This is a genomic window from Streptomyces sp. NPDC051940, assembly GCF_040680895.1.
GTDB lineage: Bacteria > Actinomycetota > Actinomycetes > Streptomycetales > Streptomycetaceae > Streptomyces.
In genome coordinates this window covers 43234-66488 of the sequence record NZ_JBFAXR010000014.1, presented here as the reverse complement: position 1 = coordinate 66488, position 23255 = coordinate 43234, and the positions used below count along the sequence as shown (strand labels likewise).

The 23255-nt window shown below is 71.7% G+C and carries 20 protein-coding genes; 7 read left to right on the top strand and 13 right to left on the bottom strand.

Annotation, left to right across the window (positions count from 1 at the left end; translation table 11 throughout):
* Positions 1-82 precede the first annotated feature (82 nt).
* Positions 83-2263 (top strand): efflux RND transporter permease subunit, encoded by a 2181-nt coding sequence (locus AB0M28_RS08970; protein WP_365400076.1) that lies wholly within the window; start codon positions 83-85, stop codon positions 2261-2263.
* A gap of 69 nt (positions 2264-2332) precedes the next feature.
* Here the strand turns inward: AB0M28_RS08970 and AB0M28_RS08965 are convergent, their stop codons facing one another.
* From AB0M28_RS08965 to AB0M28_RS08935, 7 genes are read right to left on the bottom strand one after another with little or no spacing between them, the layout of a single operon-like run.
* On the bottom strand, positions 2333-3133 hold the full coding sequence (locus AB0M28_RS08965) for an ABC transporter ATP-binding protein (RefSeq protein ID WP_365400073.1): 801 nt from the start codon (positions 3131-3133) through the stop codon (positions 2333-2335).
* Positions 3120-4043: an ABC transporter permease gene (locus AB0M28_RS08960; RefSeq protein ID WP_365400157.1), complete on the bottom strand. Its 924-nt coding sequence runs from the start codon at positions 4041-4043 to the stop codon at positions 3120-3122. Before AB0M28_RS08960 ends, AB0M28_RS08965 begins: the two co-directional genes overlap by 14 nt.
* Positions 4044-4099: 56 nt before the next feature.
* Positions 4100-4996 (bottom strand): glycosyltransferase, encoded by an 897-nt coding sequence (locus AB0M28_RS08955; protein WP_365400071.1) that lies wholly within the window; start codon positions 4994-4996, stop codon positions 4100-4102.
* Between the two features lie 5 nt (positions 4997-5001).
* A complete protein-coding gene (locus tag AB0M28_RS08950; protein ID WP_365400068.1) occupies positions 5002-5781 on the bottom strand; it encodes a CDP-alcohol phosphatidyltransferase family protein in 780 nt (259 codons plus the stop codon).
* Positions 5759-6823, bottom strand: coding sequence for an iron-containing alcohol dehydrogenase family protein (locus AB0M28_RS08945; protein WP_365400064.1), 1065 nt, complete (start codon positions 6821-6823; stop codon positions 5759-5761). Before AB0M28_RS08945 ends, AB0M28_RS08950 begins: the two co-directional genes overlap by 23 nt.
* Entirely contained in the window at positions 6811-7548 is a 738-nt protein-coding gene (locus tag AB0M28_RS08940) for a phosphocholine cytidylyltransferase family protein (RefSeq protein ID WP_365400061.1), read from the bottom strand. Before AB0M28_RS08940 ends, AB0M28_RS08945 begins: the two co-directional genes overlap by 13 nt.
* Positions 7545-9347 (bottom strand): DUF5941 domain-containing protein, encoded by a 1803-nt coding sequence (locus AB0M28_RS08935; protein WP_365400155.1) that lies wholly within the window; start codon positions 9345-9347, stop codon positions 7545-7547. The genes AB0M28_RS08940 and AB0M28_RS08935 overlap by 4 nt, the downstream gene beginning before the upstream one ends.
* Before the next feature lie 356 nt (positions 9348-9703).
* On the opposite strand from AB0M28_RS08935, the gene galE reads away from it, so the two are divergent.
* Complete coding sequence (galE, locus tag AB0M28_RS08930) at positions 9704-10699, top strand: UDP-glucose 4-epimerase GalE (protein ID WP_365400058.1); 996 nt, start codon at positions 9704-9706, stop codon at positions 10697-10699.
* A 196-nt stretch (positions 10700-10895) separates the two neighbouring features.
* Positions 10896-11834: a cation diffusion facilitator family transporter gene (locus AB0M28_RS08925; protein ID WP_365400055.1), complete on the top strand. Its 939-nt coding sequence runs from the start codon at positions 10896-10898 to the stop codon at positions 11832-11834.
* A 15-nt stretch (positions 11835-11849) separates the two neighbouring features.
* Here AB0M28_RS08925 and AB0M28_RS08920 read toward each other — a convergent pair whose 3' ends face one another.
* Together AB0M28_RS08920 and AB0M28_RS08915 are read right to left on the bottom strand one after the other, a co-directional pair.
* Positions 11850-12446 carry a hypothetical protein gene (locus AB0M28_RS08920; RefSeq protein WP_365400052.1) on the bottom strand — a complete coding sequence of 199 codons (597 nt, stop codon included), beginning with the start codon at positions 12444-12446 and terminating at the stop codon, positions 11850-11852.
* A gap of 253 nt (positions 12447-12699) precedes the next feature.
* Entirely contained in the window at positions 12700-13704 is a 1005-nt protein-coding gene (locus tag AB0M28_RS08915) for a DUF6777 domain-containing protein (protein WP_365400049.1), read from the bottom strand.
* 385 nt (positions 13705-14089) lie between these two features.
* Here AB0M28_RS08915 and AB0M28_RS08910 point away from each other — a divergent pair, with 385 nt between their 5' ends.
* Complete coding sequence (locus AB0M28_RS08910; protein ID WP_365400046.1) at positions 14090-15358, top strand: streptophobe family protein; 1269 nt, start codon at positions 14090-14092, stop codon at positions 15356-15358.
* Positions 15359-15370: 12 nt separating this feature from the next.
* On the opposite strand, the gene AB0M28_RS08905 is transcribed toward AB0M28_RS08910, so the two are convergent.
* From AB0M28_RS08905 to AB0M28_RS08895, 3 genes are all read right to left on the bottom strand, one after another.
* Positions 15371-16312, bottom strand: coding sequence for a serine/threonine-protein kinase (locus AB0M28_RS08905; RefSeq protein ID WP_365400044.1), 942 nt, complete (start codon positions 16310-16312; stop codon positions 15371-15373).
* A gap of 22 nt (positions 16313-16334) precedes the next feature.
* Entirely contained in the window at positions 16335-16916 is a 582-nt protein-coding gene (locus AB0M28_RS08900) for a hypothetical protein (RefSeq protein WP_365400041.1), read from the bottom strand.
* 114 nt (positions 16917-17030) lie between these two features.
* Entirely contained in the window at positions 17031-19376 is a 2346-nt protein-coding gene (locus AB0M28_RS08895) for an FHA domain-containing protein (RefSeq protein WP_365400038.1), read from the bottom strand.
* Between the two features lie 147 nt (positions 19377-19523).
* Here AB0M28_RS08895 and AB0M28_RS08890 point away from each other — a divergent pair, with 147 nt between their 5' ends.
* On the top strand, positions 19524-20030 hold the full coding sequence (locus AB0M28_RS08890; protein WP_365400035.1) for a DUF402 domain-containing protein: 507 nt from the start codon (positions 19524-19526) through the stop codon (positions 20028-20030).
* 88 nt (positions 20031-20118) lie between these two features.
* A complete protein-coding gene (gene idi, locus AB0M28_RS08885; RefSeq protein WP_365400032.1) occupies positions 20119-20685 on the top strand; it encodes an isopentenyl-diphosphate Delta-isomerase in 567 nt (188 codons plus the stop codon).
* 33 nt (positions 20686-20718) lie between these two features.
* Here idi and AB0M28_RS08880 read toward each other — a convergent pair whose 3' ends face one another.
* Positions 20719-21213 carry an ATP-binding protein gene (locus AB0M28_RS08880; RefSeq protein WP_365400029.1) on the bottom strand — a complete coding sequence of 165 codons (495 nt, stop codon included), beginning with the start codon at positions 21211-21213 and terminating at the stop codon, positions 20719-20721.
* A 432-nt stretch (positions 21214-21645) separates the two neighbouring features.
* Between AB0M28_RS08880 and AB0M28_RS08875 the strand changes: the two genes are divergently transcribed.
* On the top strand, positions 21646-23253 hold the full coding sequence (locus AB0M28_RS08875; RefSeq protein ID WP_365400026.1) for an ABC-F family ATP-binding cassette domain-containing protein: 1608 nt from the start codon (positions 21646-21648) through the stop codon (positions 23251-23253).
* The last annotated feature ends 2 nt before the right edge of the window (positions 23254-23255 follow it).

The window sequence follows — 23255 nt, the reverse complement described above, 5'->3', positions numbered from 1 at the left end:
AATCATGCCCGATGTTGACAGGCATAACATCCCCTGCGACCGTAGAGGTTAACGTCGTTAACATTCCGAGGGGACCACTGCCATGCTGCTCAGGATCGCCGGACTCACGGCACGCAGGCCCAGACTGCTGCTCTGGCTGACCGCCCTGGCGGTGGCGGCGATGGCCGTCGTCGGCGTCGGGGCGTTCGGCAAGCTCAGCGGAGGCGGCTTCCTGGATCCGGACGCCGAGTCGACCCAGGCCCGCACGGTGATCGACGAGAGGTTCGGCGGGGACACCAACTTCGTCCTCCTCGTCGACGGCGTCGGCACCCCGGCCGCCGACGCCCGCGGCCGGGAGATCACCGAGGGGCTCAAGAGCGACGACACCGTCGCCAACGTCGTCTCCTACTGGGACCAGGGCGGCCAGGGCCTGGTCTCCGAGGACGGTGACCAGGCCCTGGTGCTCGCGCACGTCAAGGGCGGCGACAAGGAGGAGGGCGACAACGCCAAGGCCCTGATCGACGCCTACGCCGGCGACCGCGACGGCGTCCAGGTCCGCGCGGGCGGCGACGCGGCCGTGGGTGACGATGTGTCGTCCCAGGTCAGCAAGGACCTCGCGGTCGCCGAGTCGATCGCCGTACCGCTGACGCTGATCCTGCTGGTGATCGCCTTCGGCTCGTTCGTGGCCGCGCTGCTCCCGCTCGTCATCGGGCTGATCGCGATCATGGGCACCTTCGCCGAGCTGTACGTCCTCGGCAGCGTCACGGATGTCTCGATCTTCTCGGTGAACCTCACCACCGCGCTGGGCCTCGGCCTCGGCATCGACTACGGTCTGCTGCTGGTCAGCCGGTTCCGCGAGCAGCTCGCACACGGCGACGACATCCCCGAGGCGATCCGCCGCACGGTCACGACCGCCGGCCGCACCATCGCCTTCTCCGCCGCCACGGTGATCGCGGCCCTGGCGGCGCTGCTGCTCTTCCCGCCCTTCTTCCTGCGCTCCTTCGCGTACGCCGGGATCGGCGTGGTCGCCATCGCGGCGGTCAGCTCCCTGATCGTCGTACCGTCGCTGCTGGCGGTGCTCGGTCACCGGGTGAACCGGGGCCGCGTCCCCGGCGCGAAGACCGTGCGCAGCGCCGACTCCCGGCTGTGGGGGCGGATCGCGGGCACCGTGATGCGCCGCCCGGCGCTCACCGCCCTGCCGGTGCTGGCCGTGCTGCTGCTGGCCGCGAGCCCGCTGCTGGGCGTCACCTTCGGCACGCCCGACGAGCGGGTGCTGCCCGAGGACGCCGGCAGCCGCCAGGTCTCGGCGGCCGTCGAGCGCGGCTTCCCGTCGAACGACGAGAGCGCCCTGCAGCTCGTCTCGACCGGCGCGGTCGACACACCCGCGCTCGACTCGTACGCGCGGGCTCTCGCCGGTCTCGAGGGCGTGGCCCGGGTCGACACGAGCGCGGGCAGCTGGGCCGGGGGGCAGCGCTCCGAGCCCGGTCCCGCCGCCGCGGCGCTCGGGCGGCCGGACGCGCAGCGGCTGACGGTGATCAGCGGCCTCGAGGCCAAGTCGCAGGCCGCCCAGGACCTGGTGCGCGAGGTGCGCGCGGTGCCCCCGCCGGCCGGGACCGAGGTGCTGGTGGGCGGCGTCGACGCCCGGCTCGTCGACTCCAGGGACTCCATCGGTGAGCGGCTGCCGTACGCGATCGGCTGGATCGCCGTCACCACGTTCGCCCTGCTCTTCCTGTTCACCGGCAGCGTCGTCCAGCCGCTGCGCGCCCTGGTGCTCAACGCCGTGAGCCTGCTGGCGGCGATGGGCGCGATGGTGTGGGTCTTCCAGGACGGGCATCTGAGCGGTCTGCTCGGCTTCACCGAGCAGCCGATGGACACCGCGATGACGGTGCTGATGTTCTGCATCGCCTTCGGCCTGTCGATGGACTACGAGGTCTTCCTGACCAGCCGGATCAAGGAGCTGCACGACGCCGGGAAGGCGCCGGTGGAGGCCGTCACCCAGGGGCTCGCCCGTACCGGGCGGATCGTCACCATGGCGGCGGGGCTGCTGGCGGTCAGCTTCTTCGCCTTCACCACCAGCGAGGTCAGCTTCATCCAGATGTTCGGTCTGGGCAGCGGGCTGGCGATCCTGATCGACGCGGTGGCCGTCCGCGGCGTGCTCGTACCCGCGGCGATGCGGCTGCTCGGCCGGTCGGCCTGGTACGCGCCCAAGGGGCTGCGCCGGCTGCACGACCGGGTGGGGCTGAGCGAGGCGCCGCAGGAGGAGCGGATGCCCGCGGGGGTCTGACCCGACCGCCGGTACGACGACGGCCCGCCCCGATCGGATCGGGGCGGGCCGTCGTCGTACGTACGCGGGCTACTTGCCGGTCTCCTTCTCGTACGCGGCCATGACCTCTTCGGCCGGCCCGTCCATGACCAGCTCGCCCTTCTCCAGCCACAGCACCCGGTTGCAGGTGTCGAGGATGGACTTCGAGCTGTGGCTGACCAGGAAGACCGTGCCGGCCTGCTGGCGCAGCTCGCGGATCCGGGCCTCGGAGCGCCGGCGGAACTTCAGGTCACCCGTGGCCAGGGCCTCGTCGATCATCAGCACGTCGTGGTCCTTGGCCGCGGCGATCGAGAAGCGCAGCCGCGCCGCCATACCGGAGGAGTACGTGCGCATCGGCAGGGTGATGAAGTCGCCCTTCTCGTTGATCCCCGAGAAGTCGACGATCTCCTGGTAGCGCTCGCGGACCTCCTCGCGCGTCATCCCCATCGCGAGGCCGCCGAGATAGACGTTGCGCTCGCCGGTCAGGTCGTTCATGAGCGCCGCGTTCACGCCCAGCAGCGAGGGCTGGCCGTCGGTGTAGACCTTGCCGCTCTCCGCCGGCAGCAGGCCCGCGACGGCCTTGAGCAGCGTGGACTTGCCGGAGCCGTTGGTGCCGATCAGTCCGACGGCCTCACCGCGGTACGCCGTGAAGCTCACCCCGCGCACCGCGTGCACCTCGCGGATGCGGTTCGAGGGCTGGCGGCGCACCATCCGGTTCAGCGCGGCGGTGGCGTTGCCCCGCCCGCCGCCTCCGTGGACCCGGTAGATGACGTGCAGGTTGTCGCAGATGACGGTGGGAACGCGGTCTCCGCGGGCGGTGGCATCGGTGGGAAGGTGCTCAGCCACGGCCATATCGCTCCTCGGCCTTCCAGAAGTAGACGAACCCGAAGACGAAGGTGACCACGGCCCAGCCCAGGGCCAGCAGCCAGATGTGCGGCGCCACGTCGGCGTACGAGTAGTCGCTGATGAAGATGTAGCGCACCAGGTCCATGTACACCGCGATCGGGGTGGCCTGCATGATGTCCGACACCCACAGCGGCAGGTTGCCGCGGTCCGGGTGCGTGATCATGTAGTGCAGCGGGAACATCACGCCGGACGCGTACATCACCGTACGCAGGATGAACGGCATCAGCTGCGCCAGGTCCGGCGTCTTCGCCCCGGCCCGCGCCATGATCATGGCCAGCCCCGAGTTGAACATGAACTGCAGCAGCAGGGCGGGCAGGATCAGCGGCCAGCGCAGCGTGGGCAGCTGGTGGAACGCCACCAGCACGAGGATCATGACGATCATCGAGTAGAGCAGCTGCTGGAGCTGCTGCAGCGCGAACGAGACCGGCAGCGAGGCCCGCGGGAAGTGCAGCGCGCGCACCAGACCGAGGTTCGTCGGGATCGCCTTCACACCGGCCATCACGGACTGCTGGGTGAAGGTGTAGATGAACACCCCGATGATCAGGAACGGGACGTAGTTCCCGGAGCCGCCGGGGATGCCGTCGCGGGCGCCCAGCAGCAGGCCGAAGATGAAGTAGTAGACCAGCGCGTTGAGCAGCGGCGTGGCCACGTGCCACACCTGGCCCAGCTTCGCCTTGCTGTACTGCGCCGTGAGCTTGGCCTGCGAAAAGGCCAGGATGAAGTGCCGCCGTGCCCACAGCTGCCGGACGTACTCGGGCAGCGGAGGTCTGGCTCCGCTGACGGACAGTCCGTATTTCGCGGCCAGCTCTGCCGGCGACAGCGTGTCGTCGGGGTGGCTGCCGGGCGGGGCGCCCATTGCCGTATCGCTCACAGTCGTAAAACTTCCGTCCTCGGTGACTAAACGCAAGCTTGTCAGATGACCGGCGGTCGGCCCAGCCGGGTCAGCCGCCATACCGTACGCCACTTCATGGGGTGCCGTGGACCGCAGGGGGTGGTCCAGCCCTCCCGGAAGCCGCCCAGCCACGCTTTCAGGGCGGCGGCCGAGGGGCGGCGTACCAGCGTGAGCAGGAACCACACGCCGAGGTAGACCGGGATCAGCGCCGCGGGCAGATTGCGCCGGGCCAGCCAGACGCGGTTGCGGGCGACGTTGTGGTGGTACGTGGCATGCCTGCTCGGCGGCATGGTCGGATGGTGCAGGACCATGTCCGCGCGGTAGTCGATGGACCAGCCGGCGTCCAGCGCGCGCCAGGCGAGGTCCGTCTCCTCATGGGCGTAGAAGAACTCCTCGGGGAGCGCCCCGACCTCCTGGAAGACCTTGGTGCGGACGGCGTTCGCGCCGCCCAGGAAGGTCGTGACCCGCGAGGAGCGCAGCGGGTCCGAGGAGCGCAGCCGCGGCACGTGGCGGCGCTGGGTGACGCCGGTCTCGGGGTCGGCGATCCGGAAGCTGACGATCCCGAGCCCGTCGTCGGCCGCGAACGCCTCGCGCACCAGCCGGCCGGTGTCCTGGTTCGGCAGCAGGCCGTCGTCGTCCAGGAACAGCAGGACGTCCACGTCCCGGCCGCCGGGGCCGAACTCGAGGATGCCGACGTTGCGGCCGCCGGGGATGCCCAGGTTCTCGGGCAGGTCGACGGTCCGCACCCTGCCGGGCATCGGGGGCAGCTCGGGTACGGGAGCGCCGTTGCCGACGACCGCCACCTCGATGGGCGGGCCGTCCTGCTTGGCGATGGACTCCATCAGGGCCCGGAACTCCGCGGGGCGGTTGCCCATGGTGATCACGACCGCGCCCAGCTTCAGCTGTTCATGTGCCATTGCGTTCACCGCAACCTGCTGGAGGCGAGGATGCTGACGAGGTGCAGCACGGTCTGGAGGACCGCGATGCCCGCGAGCACGGCCACGCCGAGCCGGGAGAAGAAGAGGTCGTCCCTGATGGTGTCCAGCACCGCCAGCACCAGGATCAGCAGCGACGCCTCGATGCCGAGGATCAGCCGGTGGAACTTCAGCGCCCCGGCGGCCCGGCGCGCCAGCGCCATCCCGGACGAGCGCGGCTCGGACGCCGACTCCTGGACGGGCGGCAGCCCGCCCTGGTGCCGGGCGACGCCCACCAGGTCCGTCTCGGCCTTGATCATGATCGCGCCGAGCGCGGCCAGCGTGCCGAGGAACGCCCACAGCCAGTCCACGCCCCCGTCGCCCCACAGGTCGGCGGCGCGCAGACCGAAGCCGACCAGCACGGCGGCGTCCGTCAGATAGGCGCCGACCCGGTCGAGGTAGACGCCGCCCAGCGAGTACTGCTTCTTCCACCGGGCGAGCTCGCCGTCGACGCAGTCGAGCAGGAGGTAGAGCTGCACCATCAGTACGCCGAGCAGCGCCCCGGGGATCCCGGGCACCAGCAGCGCCGGCAGGGCCAGCACACCGGCGACGGTCATCAGGTACGTCACCTGGTTCGGCGTGATCTTCGTGTTCACCAGATGCCGGTCCACACGCAGCGAGATCTCGCGCATGTAGAGGCGGCCTCCCCAGTGCTCACCGCTGCGCCGGTCCTTCACGCCCGCGGGGTGCACCACCGGGCGGAGTTCAGCTACTGATGGCTTTTGCATAATCGGTGTAGGCGTCCCTGATCTGGTCGGTGGACAGGTCGAGGTGCTCGAGGATGGTGTACCGGCCGGGGCGGGTCTGCGGGGCGAAGCGCACCGCCTCGACGAGGTCCGTATCGCTGAACCCCATCTCGCTCGCCAGCACCGGCAGCCCGTGCCGGCGCAGCGTGCCCGCCATCTCCCGCGCGGTGTCGAGATCGCCGCGCAGATACGTCGCGAACGTGCCGCCGAAGCCGCACTGCTCGCCGTGCAGCGCGTTGCGCTTGGGGTACAGCAGGTCGAACGCGTGGCAGATCTCGTGGCAGGCGCCGGACGCCGGGCGCGAGTCGCCGGCCACGGACATCGACAGCCCGCACATCACCAGCGCCTCGGCGAGCACGGTGAGGAAGGCGTCGTCGCCGATGCCGCCCGGGTGGCGCAGCACCGCCTGGGCGGCCTGGCGGGCCATCGCGGCGGCGAGTCCGTCGACCGGTTCGCCGTTGACCTCGTGGGACAGCTCCCAGTCGGCGACGCAGGAGATCTTGCAGATGACGTCGCCGATACCGGCCCGCACATAGCGGGCCGGGGCCTCGCGGATCACGTTCAGGTCGATGACCACACCGATCGGGTTCGGCACGCCGTACGAGCCGCGGCCCATGTCGTTGTCCAGCGTGGCGACCGGCGAGCACAGTCCGTCGTGGGCGAGGTTCGTCGCCACCGCGACCAGCGGCAGGCCGACCCGGGCCGCCGCGTACTTCGCGCAGTCGACGACCTTGCCGCCGCCGAGGGAGACCACCGCGTCGTAGCGGCCGGCCCGCTTGATGGAGTCGGCGAGCTTCACGGCACCGTCGAGGGTGCCGTCGGCGTCGTCGAACCAGTCGGCGTCCGGGAAGGCGGGCGCGAAGCGCTCGCGCAGCGCCTGGCCGGAGCCGCCGCTGATGGCGAAGGCGAGGCTGCCCGTGGGGGCGATGCGCTGGTCGGAGAGGATCGCTGCCAGATCGTCCAGCGCGCCGGCCCGGATGTCGACGACGACCGGGCTCGGCATCAGCCGGGTCAGTACTGGCACGCGATCTCCCGTCCCCTGGCCAGATCGTCGTGGTTGTCGATCTCGACCCACGTCACGTCGCCGATGGGGGCCACGTCGATCTGGACGCCGCGGTTCACCAGCTCCTGGTAGCCGTCCTCGTAGTAGAGGTCGGGGTCGCGCTCGAAGGTGGTCCTCAGCGCGTCCGCGAGCTCGTCGGCGGCCTCGCCCTCGATGAGGGTGACGCCGATGTACTCGCCGGTGGCCTCGGCGGGCTCCATCAGCTTGGTGATGCGGCGCACGCCCTTGCCGGGCTCGACGACGACCTTCATCTCCTCGTCGGCGAGCTGCTTGACCGTGTCGAGGGCCAGGATGATCCTCCTGCCCTCGCCGCGGGCGGCCAGCAGGGTGCGCTCCACGGACACCGGGTGGACCGTGTCCCCGTTGGCGAGTATCACCGAGTGCCGGATCGCGTCACGCGCGCACCACAGGGAGTAGGCGTTGTTCCACTCCTCGGCCTTGTCGTTGTCGATCAGCGTGAGCTTGATCCCGTACGCGGCCTCGAGCGCGGCCTTGCGCTCGTACACGGCCTCCTTGCGGTACCCGACGACGATCGCGGCCTCGGTGAGGCCGATCTCGGCGAAGTTGGCCAGCGTCAGGTCGAGCACGGTCTTCTCGCCGTCGACCGGCACCAGGGCCTTGGGGAGCGTGTCGGTGTAGGGGCGCAGACGCCGTCCGGCACCGGCGGCCAGCACGAGGCCGATCATGCGGGTTCTCCTGTTTCGTCGTGTACTGCGGGTGCCCCGGAGGAGACCCAGAACCGGATGCTCTCCGTGAGCACCAGTGCCGCAACGGCCACTGCCATGACCGTGAGCGCGATGGTGAAGCCCGTGCCGCTCAGCAGGGCGGCCGCGGCGACCGCCACGAGGGCGCGGCCCTCCTGGCCGCCGGTCGCCCGTACCAGCCAGGCGGGCGGGGCACCGGCACCACCCCGTATGCGGTACTCGGTGTCGTAATGATGGTAGGCGACGGCGGCCACCAGCCCGAAAGCGGCGGGAAGCGCTCCGGATACGTCGGCGCGGGCCGCGAGGGCGAGGACCGTGGTGTACTCGGCGACCCGGAAGAGCGGCGGGACCAGCCAGTCCAGCGGCCCGGTGAGGGGTCGCGCGACGGCCAGGCCCGAGGTCACGACGTACACCAGCGCGCCGAGCAGCGGCCAGAGGCCGCCGGCGGGGGTGAACAGCGCAGTGGCGATCATCACGGCTCCGCCCAGGGCCGCGACGGCCGGCGGTCCGACCGCGGGCAGCCGGCGGGCGACGCCGCGCAGCCCGGCGGCGGCACCCTCGGCGAGCGGCCCGGTGTCGGCCAGGGCCCCCAAGGCCCGCACGGCCCGGTCGGTACGGCGGTCGTGGGCGCGCATCGAGCGCACGACGCGGCCGGCCAGCGTGTAGCAGGCGGCCAGCGCGCAGCCGACGAGCAGGGCGTAGAAGGTGATGCGCGGAGTGGTCAGCGCGGTGAGCACGGCCACCATGGCCCAGCGCTCGCCGATCGGCAGCACGATGATCCGCCGCACCCACACCGTCCAGCCCACGCTGTCCAGGCGCGCGGAGATCGCGGCGTTGGCGGCGGCCTTGCCGGACGCGTCCTGGTTGGCCTCTATGAAGGCGAAGTCGACCATGTGCCGGGCGGTCTGCAGCACCATCGCGCCCAGCGCCAGGGCCCAGACGTCGTCGCCGTTCGCGGCGGCGCCCAGCGCCAGGCCCGCGTAGAAGGCGTACTCCTTGGCCCGGTCGAACGTCGCGTCCAGCCAGGCGCCGAGCGTCGAGTACTGCAGGGAGTAGCGGGCGAGCTGTCCGTCGGTGCAGTCCAGGACGAAGGAGAAGAGGAGCAGCACGGCCGCGGCGACGTAGCCGGGCCGGGTGCCGGTGGCCGCGCAGCCCGCCGCGATCAGCGCGGTGAGCAGGCTGGCGGTGGTGACCTGGTTCGGGGTGAGGCCGCGGCGGGCGCACCAGCGGGCCAGGTACTTGGAGTAGGGGCTGATGAAGAAGGTGGTGAAGAACCCGTCCCGGGACTTCACGGCGGAGTTCAGCCGTACCTTCTCCTCGTCCACCGCCGCGACGGCCGCTGCCGCCTTGACTCGCTCGGCCTCGTCGGCGGGCACGGCGGCCACCAGGGCGCCCAGCTCGGGCCGCACCAGCTCGCCCCCGTCGGACCGCAGCTGGCCGGCCAGCTGCTCGGTGAGGCCGTCCAGTGTGTGGCTGCGCATCGTGGCCCGGGCCAGCGCGGGACGCGCCCCGGCGTGCGCCACCACGGCGCCCGGCACGGCGGCCGCGGTCCAGCGGGGGTCGGTGAGGGCCAGGCGCAGGCTGTGCGTGTGTCCGGTGAACCGGCTGTCGACGAGCGCGACGGACCCCGCCTCCGGCCCGCTGTCGGGCAGGAAGGCCAGCATCGTGGCGGCATCGGCTATGTCGGCCGCCGCCCGGAGGTCGTCATAGCCGAGCGACCGCAGGTCGCCCTCGAGCGGCGACCCGGGGACGGACGGGCCGATGAGGATTGCGGTCCGCAGACGAACTCACTCCTTGGCTGGCAGGACTGCCGGAGCTGCGACAGGTCCGGACACGGCTGTACACCGCCCCGTCCCCCGTATGCGAGCGGCCTGTCGGCAGAGGTTAGCGGATCCACGGAACCACGGGTTCACCGCCCGTTCTCCTGTCCGATCTCTGTCCGACGACGCGATCATCATGGTCCATCACCGAGTTGCGGGACAAGCCGGGCCACCAGGCAGGACCCCGCTGACGGGGCGTCTCACGGGGTGGGGGTGGGGCGCTGCGCACGGTGCGGGGGGGGGGCGTCGCACGCTTCGCGGGCGGGGCGTCGTGCCCGGCGCGGCGCGTCCGTACGGCGGGCGGATAGGGTCGGGGCATGACTTGGATGATCATCGGTGGAGCCGGGTACATCGGAGCGCACGTGGCGCTGGCCATGCACGAGGCGGGCGAGCGGGTCGTCGTCCTGGACGACGTGTCCTCCGGCATCCCCTCGCGGCTGCCCGCGGACATCCCCCTGGTCCGCGGCTCGTACCTGGACCGCGAGGTGCTGCGCCGGGCCTTCGCCGAGCACGAGGTGAGCGGCGTCGTGCACTGCGCGGCGAAGAAGCAGGTCGGCGAGTCGGTCGAGCAGCCGATCTGGTATTACGAGGTCAACGTGCACGGTCTGGCCGTGCTGCTCGACGAGGTCGTGGCGGCCGGGATCGGGCGCTTCCTCTTCTCCTCGTCCGCCGCGGTGTACGGCACGCCGCAGACCGACGACATGATCACCGAGGACACGCCGTGCGCGCCGATGAGCCCGTACGGCGAGACCAAGCTGGCGGGCGAGTGGCTGGTCCGTGCGGCCGGCCGCGCCCACGGGATCGCGACCGCGTGTCTGCGCTACTTCAACGTGGCGGGCGCGGCGGCGCCCGAGCTCTCGGACACCGGGGTCTACAACGTCGTCCCCCTCTTCTTCGACGCGGTCACCAAGGGCGAGGCGCCCCGGATCTACGGCGACGACTATCCGACGCCGGATGGCACCTGCATCCGCGACTACATCCACATCGTCGACCTGGCCGAGGCCCATCTCGCCGCGGCGCGCAGGCTCGCCCTGCCGGACGCGGCCGGTGATCTGACGGTGAACCTGGGCAGCGGTACCGGCGTGTCCGTGCGGGAGATGGCGGACATGGTCGCGGAGGTGTCCGGGCACCACGAGCCGGCGGCCGAGGTGGTGGGCCGGCGGGCGGGCGACCCGGTGCGGTCGGTGGCCAGCTACGCGCGGGCGGAGAAGGAGCTGGGGTGGACGCCGCGGCGGGACCTGCGGGCGATGGTGACGTCGGCGTGGGAGGGGTGGGTGCTGCGGCATCCGGAAGCGCGGGTTGCCGCCGGCTGACACGGCGCCGGCGTCGGGCCTGAGGTCGCGGACCGGCCGGGCGGATCGTTTCCGCAGGTCAGACGATGACAACGGTGTTCAGTTCCGTGTTTGCCGGATACCCCCACCCCGTAGTTCACTGTGGTGACCGGGTGCGCCGTGCGCCCCGGGACCGGGGCAGGCCCCCGGACGGCGACCGACGGCTGGAGGTTCTCGCATGGGTGCGGGTCACGATCATTCGCACGGCCCGCCGCCCGGGGTTTCGGGCACGGCCGCGGCGGCCTACCGCGGCAGGCTGCGGATCGCGCTGGCCCTGACCCTGACGGTGCTGGTGGCGGAGCTGGCCGGCGCGGCCCTGTCCGGTTCGCTGGCGCTGCTGGCGGACGCGGGCCATATGGCGACGGACGCCGTCGGCCTGTCGATGGCGCTGCTGGCGATCCACTTCGCGAACCGGCCGGCGACGGGGCGCCGCACGTACGGCTTCGCCCGCGCGGAGATCCTGGCGGCCCTGGCGAACTGCCTCCTGCTGCTGGGCGTTGGCGGCTACGTCCTGTACGAGGCGGTCCGCCGCTTCATCGATCCGGCGGAGACGGAGGGCGGCCTCACCCTGCTCTTCGGCGCGATCGGCCTGGTGGCGAACCTGGTGTCGCTGGCGCTGCTGATGTCCGGCCAACGGGAGAGCCTGAACGTGCGCGGCGCGTTCCTGGAGGTCGCGGCGGACGCCCTGGGCTCCCTGGCGGTGATCGTCTCCGCACTGGTGATCATGCTCACGGGCTGGCGCCAGGCGGACCCGATCGCGTCCCTGCTGATCGGCGCGATGATCATCCCCCGCACGCTCAAGCTCCTGCGCGAGGCCCTGGACGTCCTCTTGGAGGCGGCCCCGCGCGACGTGGACATCGCGGACGTCCGCGCCCACATCCTGGCCCTCCCCGGTGTGGAGGACCTGCACGACCTCCACGTCTGGACGATCACGTCGGGCATGCCGGTCCTCTCGGCCCACGTGGTGGTGAGCCGCGAGGTCCTGGACGCGGTGGGCCACGAACAACTCCTACACGACCTCCAGGGCTGCCTCGGCGAACACTTCGACGTGGAACACTGCACGTTCCAACTGGAGCCCCGGGGGCACGCGGAGCATGAGGCGAAGCTCTGTCATTGAGCTGGGGGACGTCCGTCAGGCCGTCTCGTCACACGAGCGGAGATCGCTCGGGTCGACGGCGACGCTCACGTCATCTCGGCGGTCGGCACCGGACGGATACGCCTTGAACGAGAACCGCCACAGGTCTGCTCCCGGGTCAAGCGTCTCGCCGTTGATGTCGTCGATAGTGATGACCCCTGTGGACAGCATCCGATGCGTATCCGCGGCAACGTCGACCACGCCCAGGGTGAACGTCGTCCCCCCGTCGCCTTTCCCGCCGATGGTCAAATCGTCAGCACGCCACTTTCCGTCGTGCATTTCCGCCTCGCGTACGAAGAGAATGCGGCCGGTGGGCGACTCGACCGAAATCCAGAGATGGTGACCGTCGGGTAAGGCTCCGGTGCCGCGAAGCGATCGCAGGCAGCGGGGTGAGACGGCAGTCTGACTGTCGTCTACCGAGGTGATACGGATGTCATTCCTGTCGCGCCAGTCGACAATGAGCCCGTAATAGGTGCCGAGAGAAAGACCGCCTAAGAGAATCAGCGTCGCTGAGTCCCAAAGCCCCTTGCGGGGGCGCGTCTTGTACCGATGCGCAAGCGACTTTCCGAGGCGGATCCAGGACTTCCCCTGCAATCTCCAGAACCCTGGACCGGGCAGCGGTGTTGGTGGACTCATTGCTTCCTCGGCGGTGTTGAGCGTGACTCAGGCGTGGGAGCGAGCATCCTCGTCACAATGCGTGGCTCGCGGCTTGCGAGGAGGGTAATGCTCCTGGCCGAGCAGCCGGATGGGGCCGAACGGCACCTGCTGCACGGTGAGTCATGGGCCTACCGAAAAAGTGGCCACGGGCGCCGGGTCCCGGGCCCGCTCGCTGCGGCCGCGGCCCCGGTCAGGGGTTTGTGCCCCCCGCGGGGGATTCCGGGGGGCCCGACAGTGACTGTTCCGTCGGTGGGGCCGGGAGCGAGGCCTCCGTTGGTGGGGCGGGGGACGCCTCCTCCGTCGTCGGTTCGCCCGTCGGGGGGGCCTCGGTCGTCGGTGTGCCTGTGGGGGGTGTGCTCGCCGACGGGGATGGCGTCAGCGACTCCGACGGGGTCTCGGAAGGCGACTCCGATGTCGACCCGGACGGCGACGGCGACGCCGTTGCGCCGGGCGGGGGCGGGACGTTCTTGTCGTGCTCCGCCAGCAGGTCGCCGATCACGCGCTTGAACCACTCCAGCAGTCGCGGGTCGAACATCACGATGCTGTCCAGCTCCTGCTGGGCCGGCGCGACGGCGACGACGTTGGAGGACTTGAAGCCGCTCCACTCCTTGCCCTGCCGCTGCGTCGTGCCCTCCACGGCGACGGGCGGCGTCAGCGGATTGCCGCACGCGCAGCGCACCCGCGGTACGCCGCGGGCGTCGACCAGCACGGCCGTACCGGCCTGCAGGATGGCCTGGTAGCTCGTTGCCTGGCCGTTCTGGTAGCCGTGGTTGGTGACCCGGGTGTCCGCGCGGAGCTGGACGGGGGTCAGCGAGCGCAGGTACGCCGGGACCTGCTCCTGCTGCAGTCCGAGGACGCCCGCGAACGCGCGCTGCTTGTCCTTGTTCGCGGTGAGGAAGCCGACCTGCTTCTCGACGTCACAGCTCGCCTGCTGCGCCGTACCGCCGTACAGCCCGTCGGCCGCCCCGTCGACCGTGCGGACGCGGTCGGAATCACCGGTCTGGGTGTCCGGCGCGGTGGTCGGTACGGACGACTCGCCGGACTCCGTGGTCGTGGACGGGGTGAACGGGTCCTGCCCCTGGGCGTTGGCGGCCTGCATGAAGACCTCGCCCCCTCCGCCTCCTCCCCCGCCGCCCAGGCTGAAGACGAGCACCAGCGCCACCACCGCCGCGCCGGCCGCGATGGTGGCCAGCATCCTGCGGGACCGCCACCAGGGTGACGGCGGACCCTCGCCGGGTCCTCCCGGCGCCGTGGGCATGGTCGGCGGCCCCGGGGGGCCCGGCGGCTGCCCTCCCGACGACGGACCGGACAGCGGGCCGGAGGGCGGCCCGGACACGGGGCCGGACGGAGTACCGGACGGGGGGCCGGTGGGGGGCTCGGAGGGGGGCTGGGAACTCACGGGACTCTTCTCCCACTGATGGGCGTCCACTGATGAGCCTTTGATGGCCCCTGATGGACTTCTAGCCGTTTTCATGCCGAATGCCTACTTTGTGCCACCCCCGCGCGCCCCCCGCAATCCGGCGTTGCATATGGCCGTCGTGGACGGGCGGGCCCGCCAAACCCCGCCTACGGTGGGCTGCGTGCAACGCAATCCGGCTCGTACCTGGGCAAACGCCTTCGCGGTGGTCGCCGCGGGACTGGTCGCCATGCTGGTCGTCGGGGGTCTGGGACTGTGGCAGGCGGGTGCCGCGGATCTGCCCGGCGGGGCGTTCCCCGCCGTCCTCGCCGCCACCGTGGTCATGGCGGTGGGCGGATCCATGGAGCTGACCGGCGATGCCGGCTTCGCCGCGAGCGCGGACGCGTCGGTCACCGCGATGCCGCTGTCCGTGAGCCTGGCCGGGGCCCTGACCATGGGCGTGCTGTTCCTCCGGCCGCTGCGCCACCGGGCCGTGGCCACCGGCGGCGAGCTGCTCGGCCGTATCGCCTGCACGGCGGCGGTGTGGTTCGGGGCGCTCATCCTGCTGGTGGTCCTGGCCCGCCACAGCTTCGACGTACCCCAGGGCGAGCTCCTGGACGACCCGTTGGGCGATATCGCCGGCGAGGTCCTGGGCGGGTCCGCCACCATCGGTTTCCGGCCCTCCGTCGCCCCCTCCCTCGGCTTCGGGCTGCTGTGGTTCCTGGTGGTGCTGGCGGTGGCGTTCGCCGTGTCCCGGAAGGCCCCACTGCCGTCGCGGCTGCTGCACTTCCAGCAGCCGGTCCGTCCGACCGCCTTCGCCGTCCTGCTGGTGCTGCTCGGCTATGTGGCCGTCGGGCTGGTCGTCGGCGTCGTCGTGGCGTTCACCCAGGGGCACGCGGGAGAGACCTTCGCCGTGCTGCTGCTCGGGCTGCCGAACCTGGTGTGGCTCGCCTTCGGCCTCGGTCTCGGCGCCTCCTGGGAGGGGCGGGTCGCGGGTCCGTTCGGGCTGCCCATGCCCCATGTGCTGGACGAGGTGCTGCGCGTGCCCGGTGACGTGCCGGCGACTCTCAGCGTGAGCACCCTGGCCGAGCACGACGGACGCGTCTGGTGGCTCGTCGTCCTGGCCGCGGTCGCCCTGCTGGCGGCCGGGTTCGTCATGGCCGTCCGGTCCCCGGCGGGCATCTCCCCGGTACGGCACGCGCTGCACCTCGCGCTCGCGCTTGCCGTCACCATGTTCGTCATCTGCCTGCTCACCCGGCTCGACGCCCACGTGGGGCTGTCCGTGCTGGGCATCGGCGACCTGGAAGGACTCGGCGGCCAGGTGTCGCTGCAGCCGCACTATCTGCCCGCGGTGCTGATCGGCGCGGGCTGGGGCCTGGCCGCAGGATTCCTCGGCAGCCTGCTCGCCCTGCGGGTGCGCCGCCGCGGGGAGCAGCCGACAGCCGCTACCTAGGAACCTGGGAGCCTACGAGCCGCGGAACGCCGCCCGCGCCCAGCGGGGCGGCGGCGGCAGCCCCACCACCTGCGTGGGCTCGTGGTCCGCCGCGTCCTTGAGGACCTCGCGCCGGGTCGCCAGCCGCAGCGCGCCGACGAACTGCAGGCACGTCTCGTAGCGGTCGTCGGGCGCCTTGGCGAGCGCCTTCGCCATCACCTCATCCGCGGCCTCCGGCAGATCGGGCCGGGACTCGGTCAGGGCGGGCGGCGGATCGTACTGGTGGGCCCACAGCAGCGCCATGTCGTCGTCGCGGCGGAACGGCGGCACGCCCGCCAGCATCTCGTACACGACGCAGCCGAGGCTGTAGACGTCGCACCGGCCGTCCACCGGCCGCCCCCCGATCTGCTCCGGCGCGACGTAGTCCAGCGTTCCGACGAACTGCCCGGCGGTGGTGAACCCGGTCAGCGAGAGCGCCTTCTTCGTCAGCCCGAAGTCGGTGAGGTAGACGTGCTCGGGGTGGTCGCTGTCGGTGCCCTCCGCGACCAGGATGTTGCCGGGCTTCACATCGCGGTGCACCAGGTCGTGGGCGTGGGCGGCGTCCAGCGCGGAGGCCACCTGGACGGCGATCCGGCACGCCTGGACGACGGGCATCCGGCCGTCGCGGCTGAGCAGATGGCGCAGGTCCTCCCCCGCGACGTACCTCATGGCGATGTAGAGGACGCCCTCGGCCTCGCCGGCCTCGAAGACGGGAACGATGTGCGGGTGGTCGATGGCCGCGGCCACCCGCGACTCGTGCATGAACCGCTGGCGGAAGGTCTCGTTCTCCGCCAGGTCGCCGGACAGCAGCTTCAGCGCGACGGTACGGTCCAGGCGCAGGTCCCGGGCGCGGTAGACCACGGCCATCCCGCCGTGCCCGAGCTCGCTCCCCAGCTCGTACGACGCGATCCGCCGGCCGGTCATGCCTCTGGTCATCAGCCGTCACCGCCGTGGGTCATCACCCGTCACCCCCGCGGGTCGGCGGGTAGGCCGGACGGGTGGCGGTGAGCGGGTCGCCGTCCGCGGCGGGGGGCGGCGGCGGGGTGCGCTCCTGCGAGGGCTCCTCGGGCGCCTCGTAGGTCACCAGCCGGGTGCCGTCGCAGTAGGCCCAGCGGTCCTGTTCCGCGTCGTACACCCAGACCGCCTCCCCGTCGACGACCACGCCGGCCCGCAGGCCCGCCGTCCCCTGCCGGAACCGCTCGCCCTCGACGCGCCCCGCGGCGAGCTCCTCCACCATCCGCCGGTACCGCTCGAGCACCTGCCCGGTGCGCGCCAGCAGCGGCTGCGGGTCCTCCACGCCGGCCGGCGGGCGGCCGGCGGCCGGAGGGTCCTGCGGCAGGGAGATCAGCAGCCGGCCGTCCACCCACGCCGACCAGCCGTTGGCGCAGACGATCCGCCCCCAGTCGCCGATGCGCTGGACGAGCTGGACCGGGAGCAGCGGGTCCAGCGGTGCCGACGGCAGGGAGCCGTCCGGCGCGGACCAGGTCGCCAGCCCGCCGCCGGGAGCGATGTGCGTGGGACGGAAGTCAGGTGTGCCCATGGCCGGTCGCCCGCCTCCGCTCGCTCGGTTGCCTCTGCTTGCTGCTGCTCATCTCCGCCGCTTCTGCCTGGCCTGCTCGGACTCCGCTGCCTCTGCCTGCGCCGCCACCACCGCTCACTTCCGCATGATCACCGGCTCGTGCCTGCGCAGCAGCCGCGCGACCACCAGCCCGAACAGGACCGCGAGACCGAGCAGCGCGCCCATGTCGGTCAGCCAGACGCTCGCCGTGTGCTCGAAGAGCGGATCCTCGGTGAGGTCCGTGGGCACGATCCGGTGCAGGTCCACGGTCGCGGCCATGGCGCCGAGCGCCCAGCGCGCGGGCACCAGCCAGGAGAGCTGCTCCAGCACCGGCACGCCGTCCAGCGGCAGCAGCGCGCCGCAGAAGACGACCTGGATGATGGCGAGGAGGACCAGCAGCGGCATGGTGACCTCCTCCTTGCGCACCAGCGCGGAGACGAGCAGGCCCAGCATCATGGCGGTGAACGCCAGCAGCGCCACGGCCATGGTGATCTCGACCAGCGGTGGCAGGAACACCCCCTCACCGCCCGGCGCGTTGAGATCGACCCCGATGAGGCCGACCAGGGTCAGCACGACCGCCTGCACCACGGTCACCAGCCCGAGGACGACCACCTTGGACATCAGGTACGCGGATCTGGACAGCCCGACGGCGCGCTCCCGCTGGTAGATCACGCGCTCCTTCACCAGCTCGCGCACCGCGTTCGCCGCCCCGGTGAGCACGGCGCCCACGCACAGGATGAGCAGGGCGTTCAACGCCGTGTCCTGGTTCAGCTCGCTGCCCGCGAGGGCACGCGTCATCGCGCCCATGACGAACGGCAGCGCGATCATGATGACCAGGAACGTCCGGTCGGCGGAGAGGGCGGCCGCGTACCGCCGGATCAGCGTCCGCAGCTGCGAGCCCCAGCTCTGCGCCTTCGGCGGCGGCGCGACGGCGGCCTCCGGGACGGGGGCCGCGCCCAGCCGCGGCTGCTCGCTGGCGGACGCGATGTAGCGCTGGTGGAGCGGGGAGGTGCGGTACTGGCCGGCCCAGTCGCGGGACGCCTCGTTCTCGAACGCCTCGAAGGCCTCCGGCCACTGCTCGTACCCGAAGTAGTCCAGGGTCTCCCCGGGCGGCCCGAAGTAGGCGATCCGGCCGCCCGGCGCCAGCACCAGCAGGCGGTCGCACACGTCGAGGCTGAGCACGCTGTGCGTGACCACGATGACGGTGCGGCCGTCGTCCGCGAGGCCGCGCAGCATGTGCATCACGGAGCGGTCCATGCCCGGGTCGAGTCCGGAGGTCGGCTCGTCGAGGAACAGCAGCGACGGCTTGGTGAGCAGCTCCAGGGCCACGCTCACGCGCTTGCGCTGGCCGCCGGACAGGCTGTGGATGGGCTGGTCGGCCCGCTGCTCCAAGCCCAGCTCCCGCACCACCTCGTCCACCCGCTCCTGCCGCTCGGAGCGGCTGGTGTCGCCGGGGAAGCGCAGCTCGGCGGCGTACTGCAGGGCCCGCCGTACGGTGAGCTGCGCGTGCAGGATGTCGTCCTGCGGTACGAGCCCGATGCGCTGGCGCAGCTCCGCGTAGTCGCGGTACAGATCGCGGCCGTCGTACAGCACCCTGCCCTCGTCCGCGGGGCGCTGGCCGGTGAGGGCGCCGAGCAGCGTGGACTTGCCCGCGCCGCTCGGGCCCACGACGGCGAGCAGGGTCTTCTCGCCCACCGGGAAGGTGACGTCCTCGATGAGGGTCTTGCGGCCGTGGTCGACCCGTACGGAGAGATCCTGCACGTCGAGCGACACCTCGCCGGTGTCCACGTACTCCTGCAGCTCGTCGCCGACCAGGACGAACGCGGAGTGGCCGATGCCGATCACGTCGCCGGGGCCCACCGGCGCCTTCTCGACCCGCTGGCCGTTGAGGTAGGTGCCGTTGTGGCTGCCCAGGTCCACGATGTCGTAGCCGCCGTCCGGGCGGGAGCGCAGCTCGGCGTGGGCGCGGGAGACGACGAGGTCGTCGATGACGACCTCGTTGTCGGACATGCGGCCGATCCGGATGGTCCGGGCGGGGAGCGGCCGGATGGTGGTGGGCTGGGCGAAGATGCGGGTGGCGGACGGCATCGAGACGGCGGAGGGGTGGGCCTCGGCCGGCTGCGGCACCCCGCTGAGCACGGCGGTGGGGCCGTCCGCGGGGCTGCCGAAGCGGATCTCGCTGCCCGGTCCGACGTCCCAGTGGCGCACCCGCCGGCCGTTCGCGTACGTGCCGTTGGTGCTGCCCTCGTCCTGCAGCGTCCAGCGGTCGGCCTCGGGCCGCAGCACCGCGTGGTGCCAGGAGACGCGGGCGTCGGCGAGGACGATGTCGCTGTCGGGGTCGCGCCCAACGCTGTAGGACCTGCTCGGATGCATCACGAGTGAGTGGCCGTCGGACTCGACGACGAGCTCGGGCGCGGTGGGCGCTGCTTGGCGCTCTCCCATATCCGTATTTTACCGTTAGACCCTTTTGCACGTCCTGCTCAGATTTACGCGCCCTGCTCAGATTTACGCGCCTTGCTCAGGTCTGCGCGCCTTGCTCGGGGCGGGCGATCTTGCGGCACCCCCGGACGGCCACCACCATGGACATCCATGGACGCCGTGCTCGTCGACATCCGTAAGTACGGGGGCTCCCTCAGCGCGCGGTGGACCGCGCGCCGGCTCGGCGAGGACGAGTACGGGGTGTGGCTCGGGACCGCACGCGGCGTGGCCGTCGCCTCGGACGCGGGCGGGCGGACCAGCCGGTTCCCGTACGTGATGGTCGTGCCCCGCGCGCAGTGGTGGACGGCCACGTTCTGCGCGCCGCCCGGGCCGGAGCTGTACGCCGATGTGTGCACCGTCCCCCAGTGGAGCGCGGACGGGGCGGTGGTACGGATGGTGGACCTCGATCTCGACGTCGTACGGGAGGCGGGCGGTCCGGCCCGCGCCAAGGACGTGGAGGAGTTCGCCGAGCACCGCGTGCGCTTCGGCTACCCCGACGCCGTCGTGCGCGCGGCCGAGGACGCCTGCTCATGGCTGCTGGAAGCCGCCCGCCCCGACGGCGCGGGCATCGAACCCTTCGTCTCCGCGTACCGGCAATGGCTCGCCCTGATGACGTAGGCGACGGGCAGGGCGACACAGCCGAACCCGCACCTCCCCCGGGGTCCGGTGGGGCAGACTGGGGGGATCGCGCCCGGACGTATGAAGGATGGTCATGCCGACCGCACAAAGTGCACCAATCATGCTGGAGCTCGTCGACGAGGACGGCAGGACCATCGGCACCGCCGAGAAGCTCTCCGCCCACCAGCCGCCCGGCCACCTGCACCGCGCCTTCTCGGTCTTCCTCTTCGACGCGGACGGCCGGCTGCTGCTGCAGCAGAGGGCGCTCGGCAAGTACCACTCCCCCGGCGTCTGGTCGAACACCTGCTGCGGCCACCCCTACCCGGGCGAGGCGCCCTTCACCGCCGCCGCGCGCCGCGTGTACGAGGAGCTCGGGGTGTCGCCGAGCCTGCTGCGCGAGGCGGGCACCGTGACGTACAACCACCCGGACCCGGCCTCCGGGCTCGTCGAGCAGGAGTACAACCACCTCTTCGCCGGGACCGTGACGCGGCTGCCGCAGCCGGATCCCGAGGAGGTCGCGCAGATCCTCTTCGTCACGCCGGAGGAGCTGGAGAAGAAGCACGCCGAGGGGCCCTTCTCCGCATGGTTCATGACCGTGCTCGACGCCGCGCGTCCCGCGATCCGCGAGCTGACGGGTCCGGCCGCGGGCTGGTAGGGCGCACCCCTCGACCGATCCGGATCACACCTCTCACCCCGCAGGCGCCGCCGGGGCGGCCCGCGGCGCCTGCAGCGGGAGCGAGGCCCAGATCACCTTTCCGCCGCTCGCGGTGTGCTGTACGTCGCACACCCCGCCGGCCTCCACCGTGATCGACTTCACCAGCAGCAGTCCTCTGCCGCCCGTCTCGTCGTCCTCCGCCTCCAGGGCCTTGGGCCGGTAGGGGTGCTGGTCCTCGACCGACACCCGCACCCAGTCCGCGCTGATGGCCACCTCCACGCCGATCTCCGGGGAGAGCAGCGCGGCATGCCGTACGGCGTTGGTCACGAGTTCGGAGACGATCAGCAGCAGCCCGTGGACGAGAGCGTCGGGTGCGGGCACCCGCTGCCGGTTGAGCAGATCCCGCACGGCGTGCCGGGACTGCGGGACGGATGAATCCAGGGCGGGCGCGGTGAACCTCCACACGCCCTCGTACGGCGCCGGCGCCACCGAGCCGGGCCCGGCGGGAACACTCCCGAGCTCGCTCATCGACGGCACCTGCCTTCGCCTCCAGTCACCCTTCGAGTGTTGGGAATCACCGGAGCTGAACCCTGTCTCGAGCAGAAGTTGACCATCTTTGGACGCCTTCCGATCGGGTGCGCATATGCCAGCCAGCGTTGAGATCGAAATAAATGCGTTGCCGAGGTCGTTCCGGGTGTCGTATCTTCACAGTGCCCTGCAGTCGTCGATAGGAGAAGGCAGTTGCTCGCCTGAGGTCATTCCGCATCGTTGCCCCTCGGCTCATCAGCCGTGTGCCGGCACGTGCGACCTCCGGCTCGAGTCGCCACTCCTGTCCCTGCAGGGCACCTCGTCCACGATCGAATCCGTGCGCGAATCCCTGAGTGACTCCCCCATGTGGTCCCCCTTGCCCCGGCTGGTCGCCCTTCCCCAGCCCTACGACCATCAGGGAGACCCGCGCTCATGTCTACCCCCGTGTTCCTCACCTGCTCACAGCTCGGATTCCAGTGGCCCGACGGCACACCGGTGTTCGAGGACTTCGACCTCTCCCTGGGCGCCGGGCGCACCGGACTGGTCGGGATCAACGGCTCCGGCAAGTCCACGCTGCTCCGGCTGATCGCCGGTGAACTCACCCCCTCCGAGGGCTCGGTGCGCGGCGCGACCGACGTCGGCTATCTGCCGCAGACCGTCGTGCTGGACACCGCTGTCCGCGTCGAGGAGGCGCTGGGTATCGCCGCCGCCCGGCGTGCCCTGCACGCCATCGAGTCCGGCGAGGCGACGGCGGAGAACTTCACCGCGGTCGGCGACGACTGGGACGTCGAGGAGCGCGCCCGCGCCACCCTCGACTCCCTCGGCCTGGCGCACATCGGGCTGGACCGCACGGTGGGCGAGGTGTCCGGCGGCGAGACCATCCTGCTGCACCTGGCGGCGCTGCTGCTGCGCCGTCCCGACGTGCTGCTGCTGGACGAGCCGACGAACAACCTCGACATCGAGGCGCGCAAACACCTGTACGCGGCGGTCGAGTCGTGGCCCGGCGTGATGGTGATCGTCAGCCACGACCGCGAACTGCTCGACCTGGTCGACCAGATCGCCGATCTGCGCGACGGCGAAGTGCACTGGTTCGGCGGCAACTTCAGCGCGTACGAGGAGGCACTCGCCATCGAGCAGGAGGCGGCGCAGCGCACGGTCCGCGCCGCGCAGGCCGACGTCAAGCGGCAGAAGCGGGATCTGACCGACGCCCACGTCAAGCTCGCCGGCCGGGCCCGGATGGGCAAGAAGGCGGCCGAGACCCGCGGTCTGCCGAAGATCGTCGCGGGCGCCCGCAAACGGGCCGCCCAGGAGTCCGCCGGCAAGCACCGCATCATGCACGAGGAACGGCTGAAGGAGGCCAAGGAGAAGCTGACCGAGGCGGAGTCGCTGGTCCGGGACGACGACCTGATCCGCGTCGACCTGCCGTCCACCGCCGTCCCCGCCGGGCGCACGGTGCTCACACTGCGCGGACTCGAGCTGCGGTACGGCGGCTACGTCAGGGAGTTCGAACTGCGCGGCCCCGAACGGCTCGCGGTGACCGGGCGCAACGGCGCGGGGAAGTCCACGCTGCTGCGCACGGTCGCCGGCCGGCTGGAGCCGGTGGCGGGCGAGGCGACGGCGCACGTGCCGATGCGGTATCTCCCGCAGCGGCTCGACGTCCTGGACGACGGGCTGTCCATCGCCCGGAACGTGGCGGAGCTGGCCCCGGCCAGGACCAACAACGAGATCCGGGCCCGGCTGGCCCGCTTCCTGTTCAAGGGGGCGCGGGCCGACCAGCCGGTGGGCACGCTGTCGGGCGGGGAGCGCTTCCGCGCCACCCTGGCCGCGGTGATGCTCGCCGAGCCCGCCCCGCAGCTGCTCATGCTGGACGAGCCGACGAACAACCTCGACATGGCGAGCGTGAAGCAGCTGGTGACGGCGCTGGAGTCGTACCAGGGGGCGCTCGTGGTCGTCAGCCACGACGTGGCGTTCCTCCGCGAGATCGGGATCACCCGGTGGGCGCGGCTGGACGGTGCGATGACGGAGATCGAGCCGCTGTGAGG

Bases quoted from the DNA above. Each gene is read 5' to 3' on its own strand.
- AB0M28_RS08915 (WP_365400049.1), bottom strand. From the start codon at position 13,704: ATGCTGGCCACCATCGCGGCCGGCGCGGCGGTGGTGGCGCTGGTGCTC.
- idi (WP_365400032.1), top strand. From the start codon at position 20,119: ATGGTCATGCCGACCGCACAAAGTGCACCAATCATGCTGGAGCTCGTC.
- AB0M28_RS08970 (WP_365400076.1), top strand. From the start codon at position 83: ATGCTGCTCAGGATCGCCGGACTCACGGCACGCAGGCCCAGACTGCTG.
- AB0M28_RS08890 (WP_365400035.1), top strand. From the start codon at position 19,524: ATGGACGCCGTGCTCGTCGACATCCGTAAGTACGGGGGCTCCCTCAGC.
- AB0M28_RS08925 (WP_365400055.1), top strand. From the start codon at position 10,896: ATGGGTGCGGGTCACGATCATTCGCACGGCCCGCCGCCCGGGGTTTCG.
- AB0M28_RS08950 (WP_365400068.1), bottom strand. From the start codon at position 5,781: ATGCAAAAGCCATCAGTAGCTGAACTCCGCCCGGTGGTGCACCCCGCG.
- AB0M28_RS08880 (WP_365400029.1), bottom strand. From the start codon at position 21,213: ATGAGCGAGCTCGGGAGTGTTCCCGCCGGGCCCGGCTCGGTGGCGCCG.
- galE (WP_365400058.1), top strand. From the start codon at position 9,704: ATGACTTGGATGATCATCGGTGGAGCCGGGTACATCGGAGCGCACGTG.
- AB0M28_RS08965 (WP_365400073.1), bottom strand. From the start codon at position 3,133: ATGGCCGTGGCTGAGCACCTTCCCACCGATGCCACCGCCCGCGGAGAC.
- AB0M28_RS08955 (WP_365400071.1), bottom strand. From the start codon at position 4,996: ATGGCACATGAACAGCTGAAGCTGGGCGCGGTCGTGATCACCATGGGC.
- AB0M28_RS08875 (WP_365400026.1), top strand. From the start codon at position 21,646: ATGTCTACCCCCGTGTTCCTCACCTGCTCACAGCTCGGATTCCAGTGG.
- AB0M28_RS08940 (WP_365400061.1), bottom strand. From the start codon at position 7,548: ATGATCGGCCTCGTGCTGGCCGCCGGTGCCGGACGGCGTCTGCGCCCC.
- AB0M28_RS08895 (WP_365400038.1), bottom strand. From the start codon at position 19,376: ATGGGAGAGCGCCAAGCAGCGCCCACCGCGCCCGAGCTCGTCGTCGAG.
- AB0M28_RS08905 (WP_365400044.1), bottom strand. From the start codon at position 16,312: ATGACCAGAGGCATGACCGGCCGGCGGATCGCGTCGTACGAGCTGGGG.
- AB0M28_RS08900 (WP_365400041.1), bottom strand. From the start codon at position 16,916: ATGGGCACACCTGACTTCCGTCCCACGCACATCGCTCCCGGCGGCGGG.
- AB0M28_RS08960 (WP_365400157.1), bottom strand. From the start codon at position 4,043: ATGGGCGCCCCGCCCGGCAGCCACCCCGACGACACGCTGTCGCCGGCA.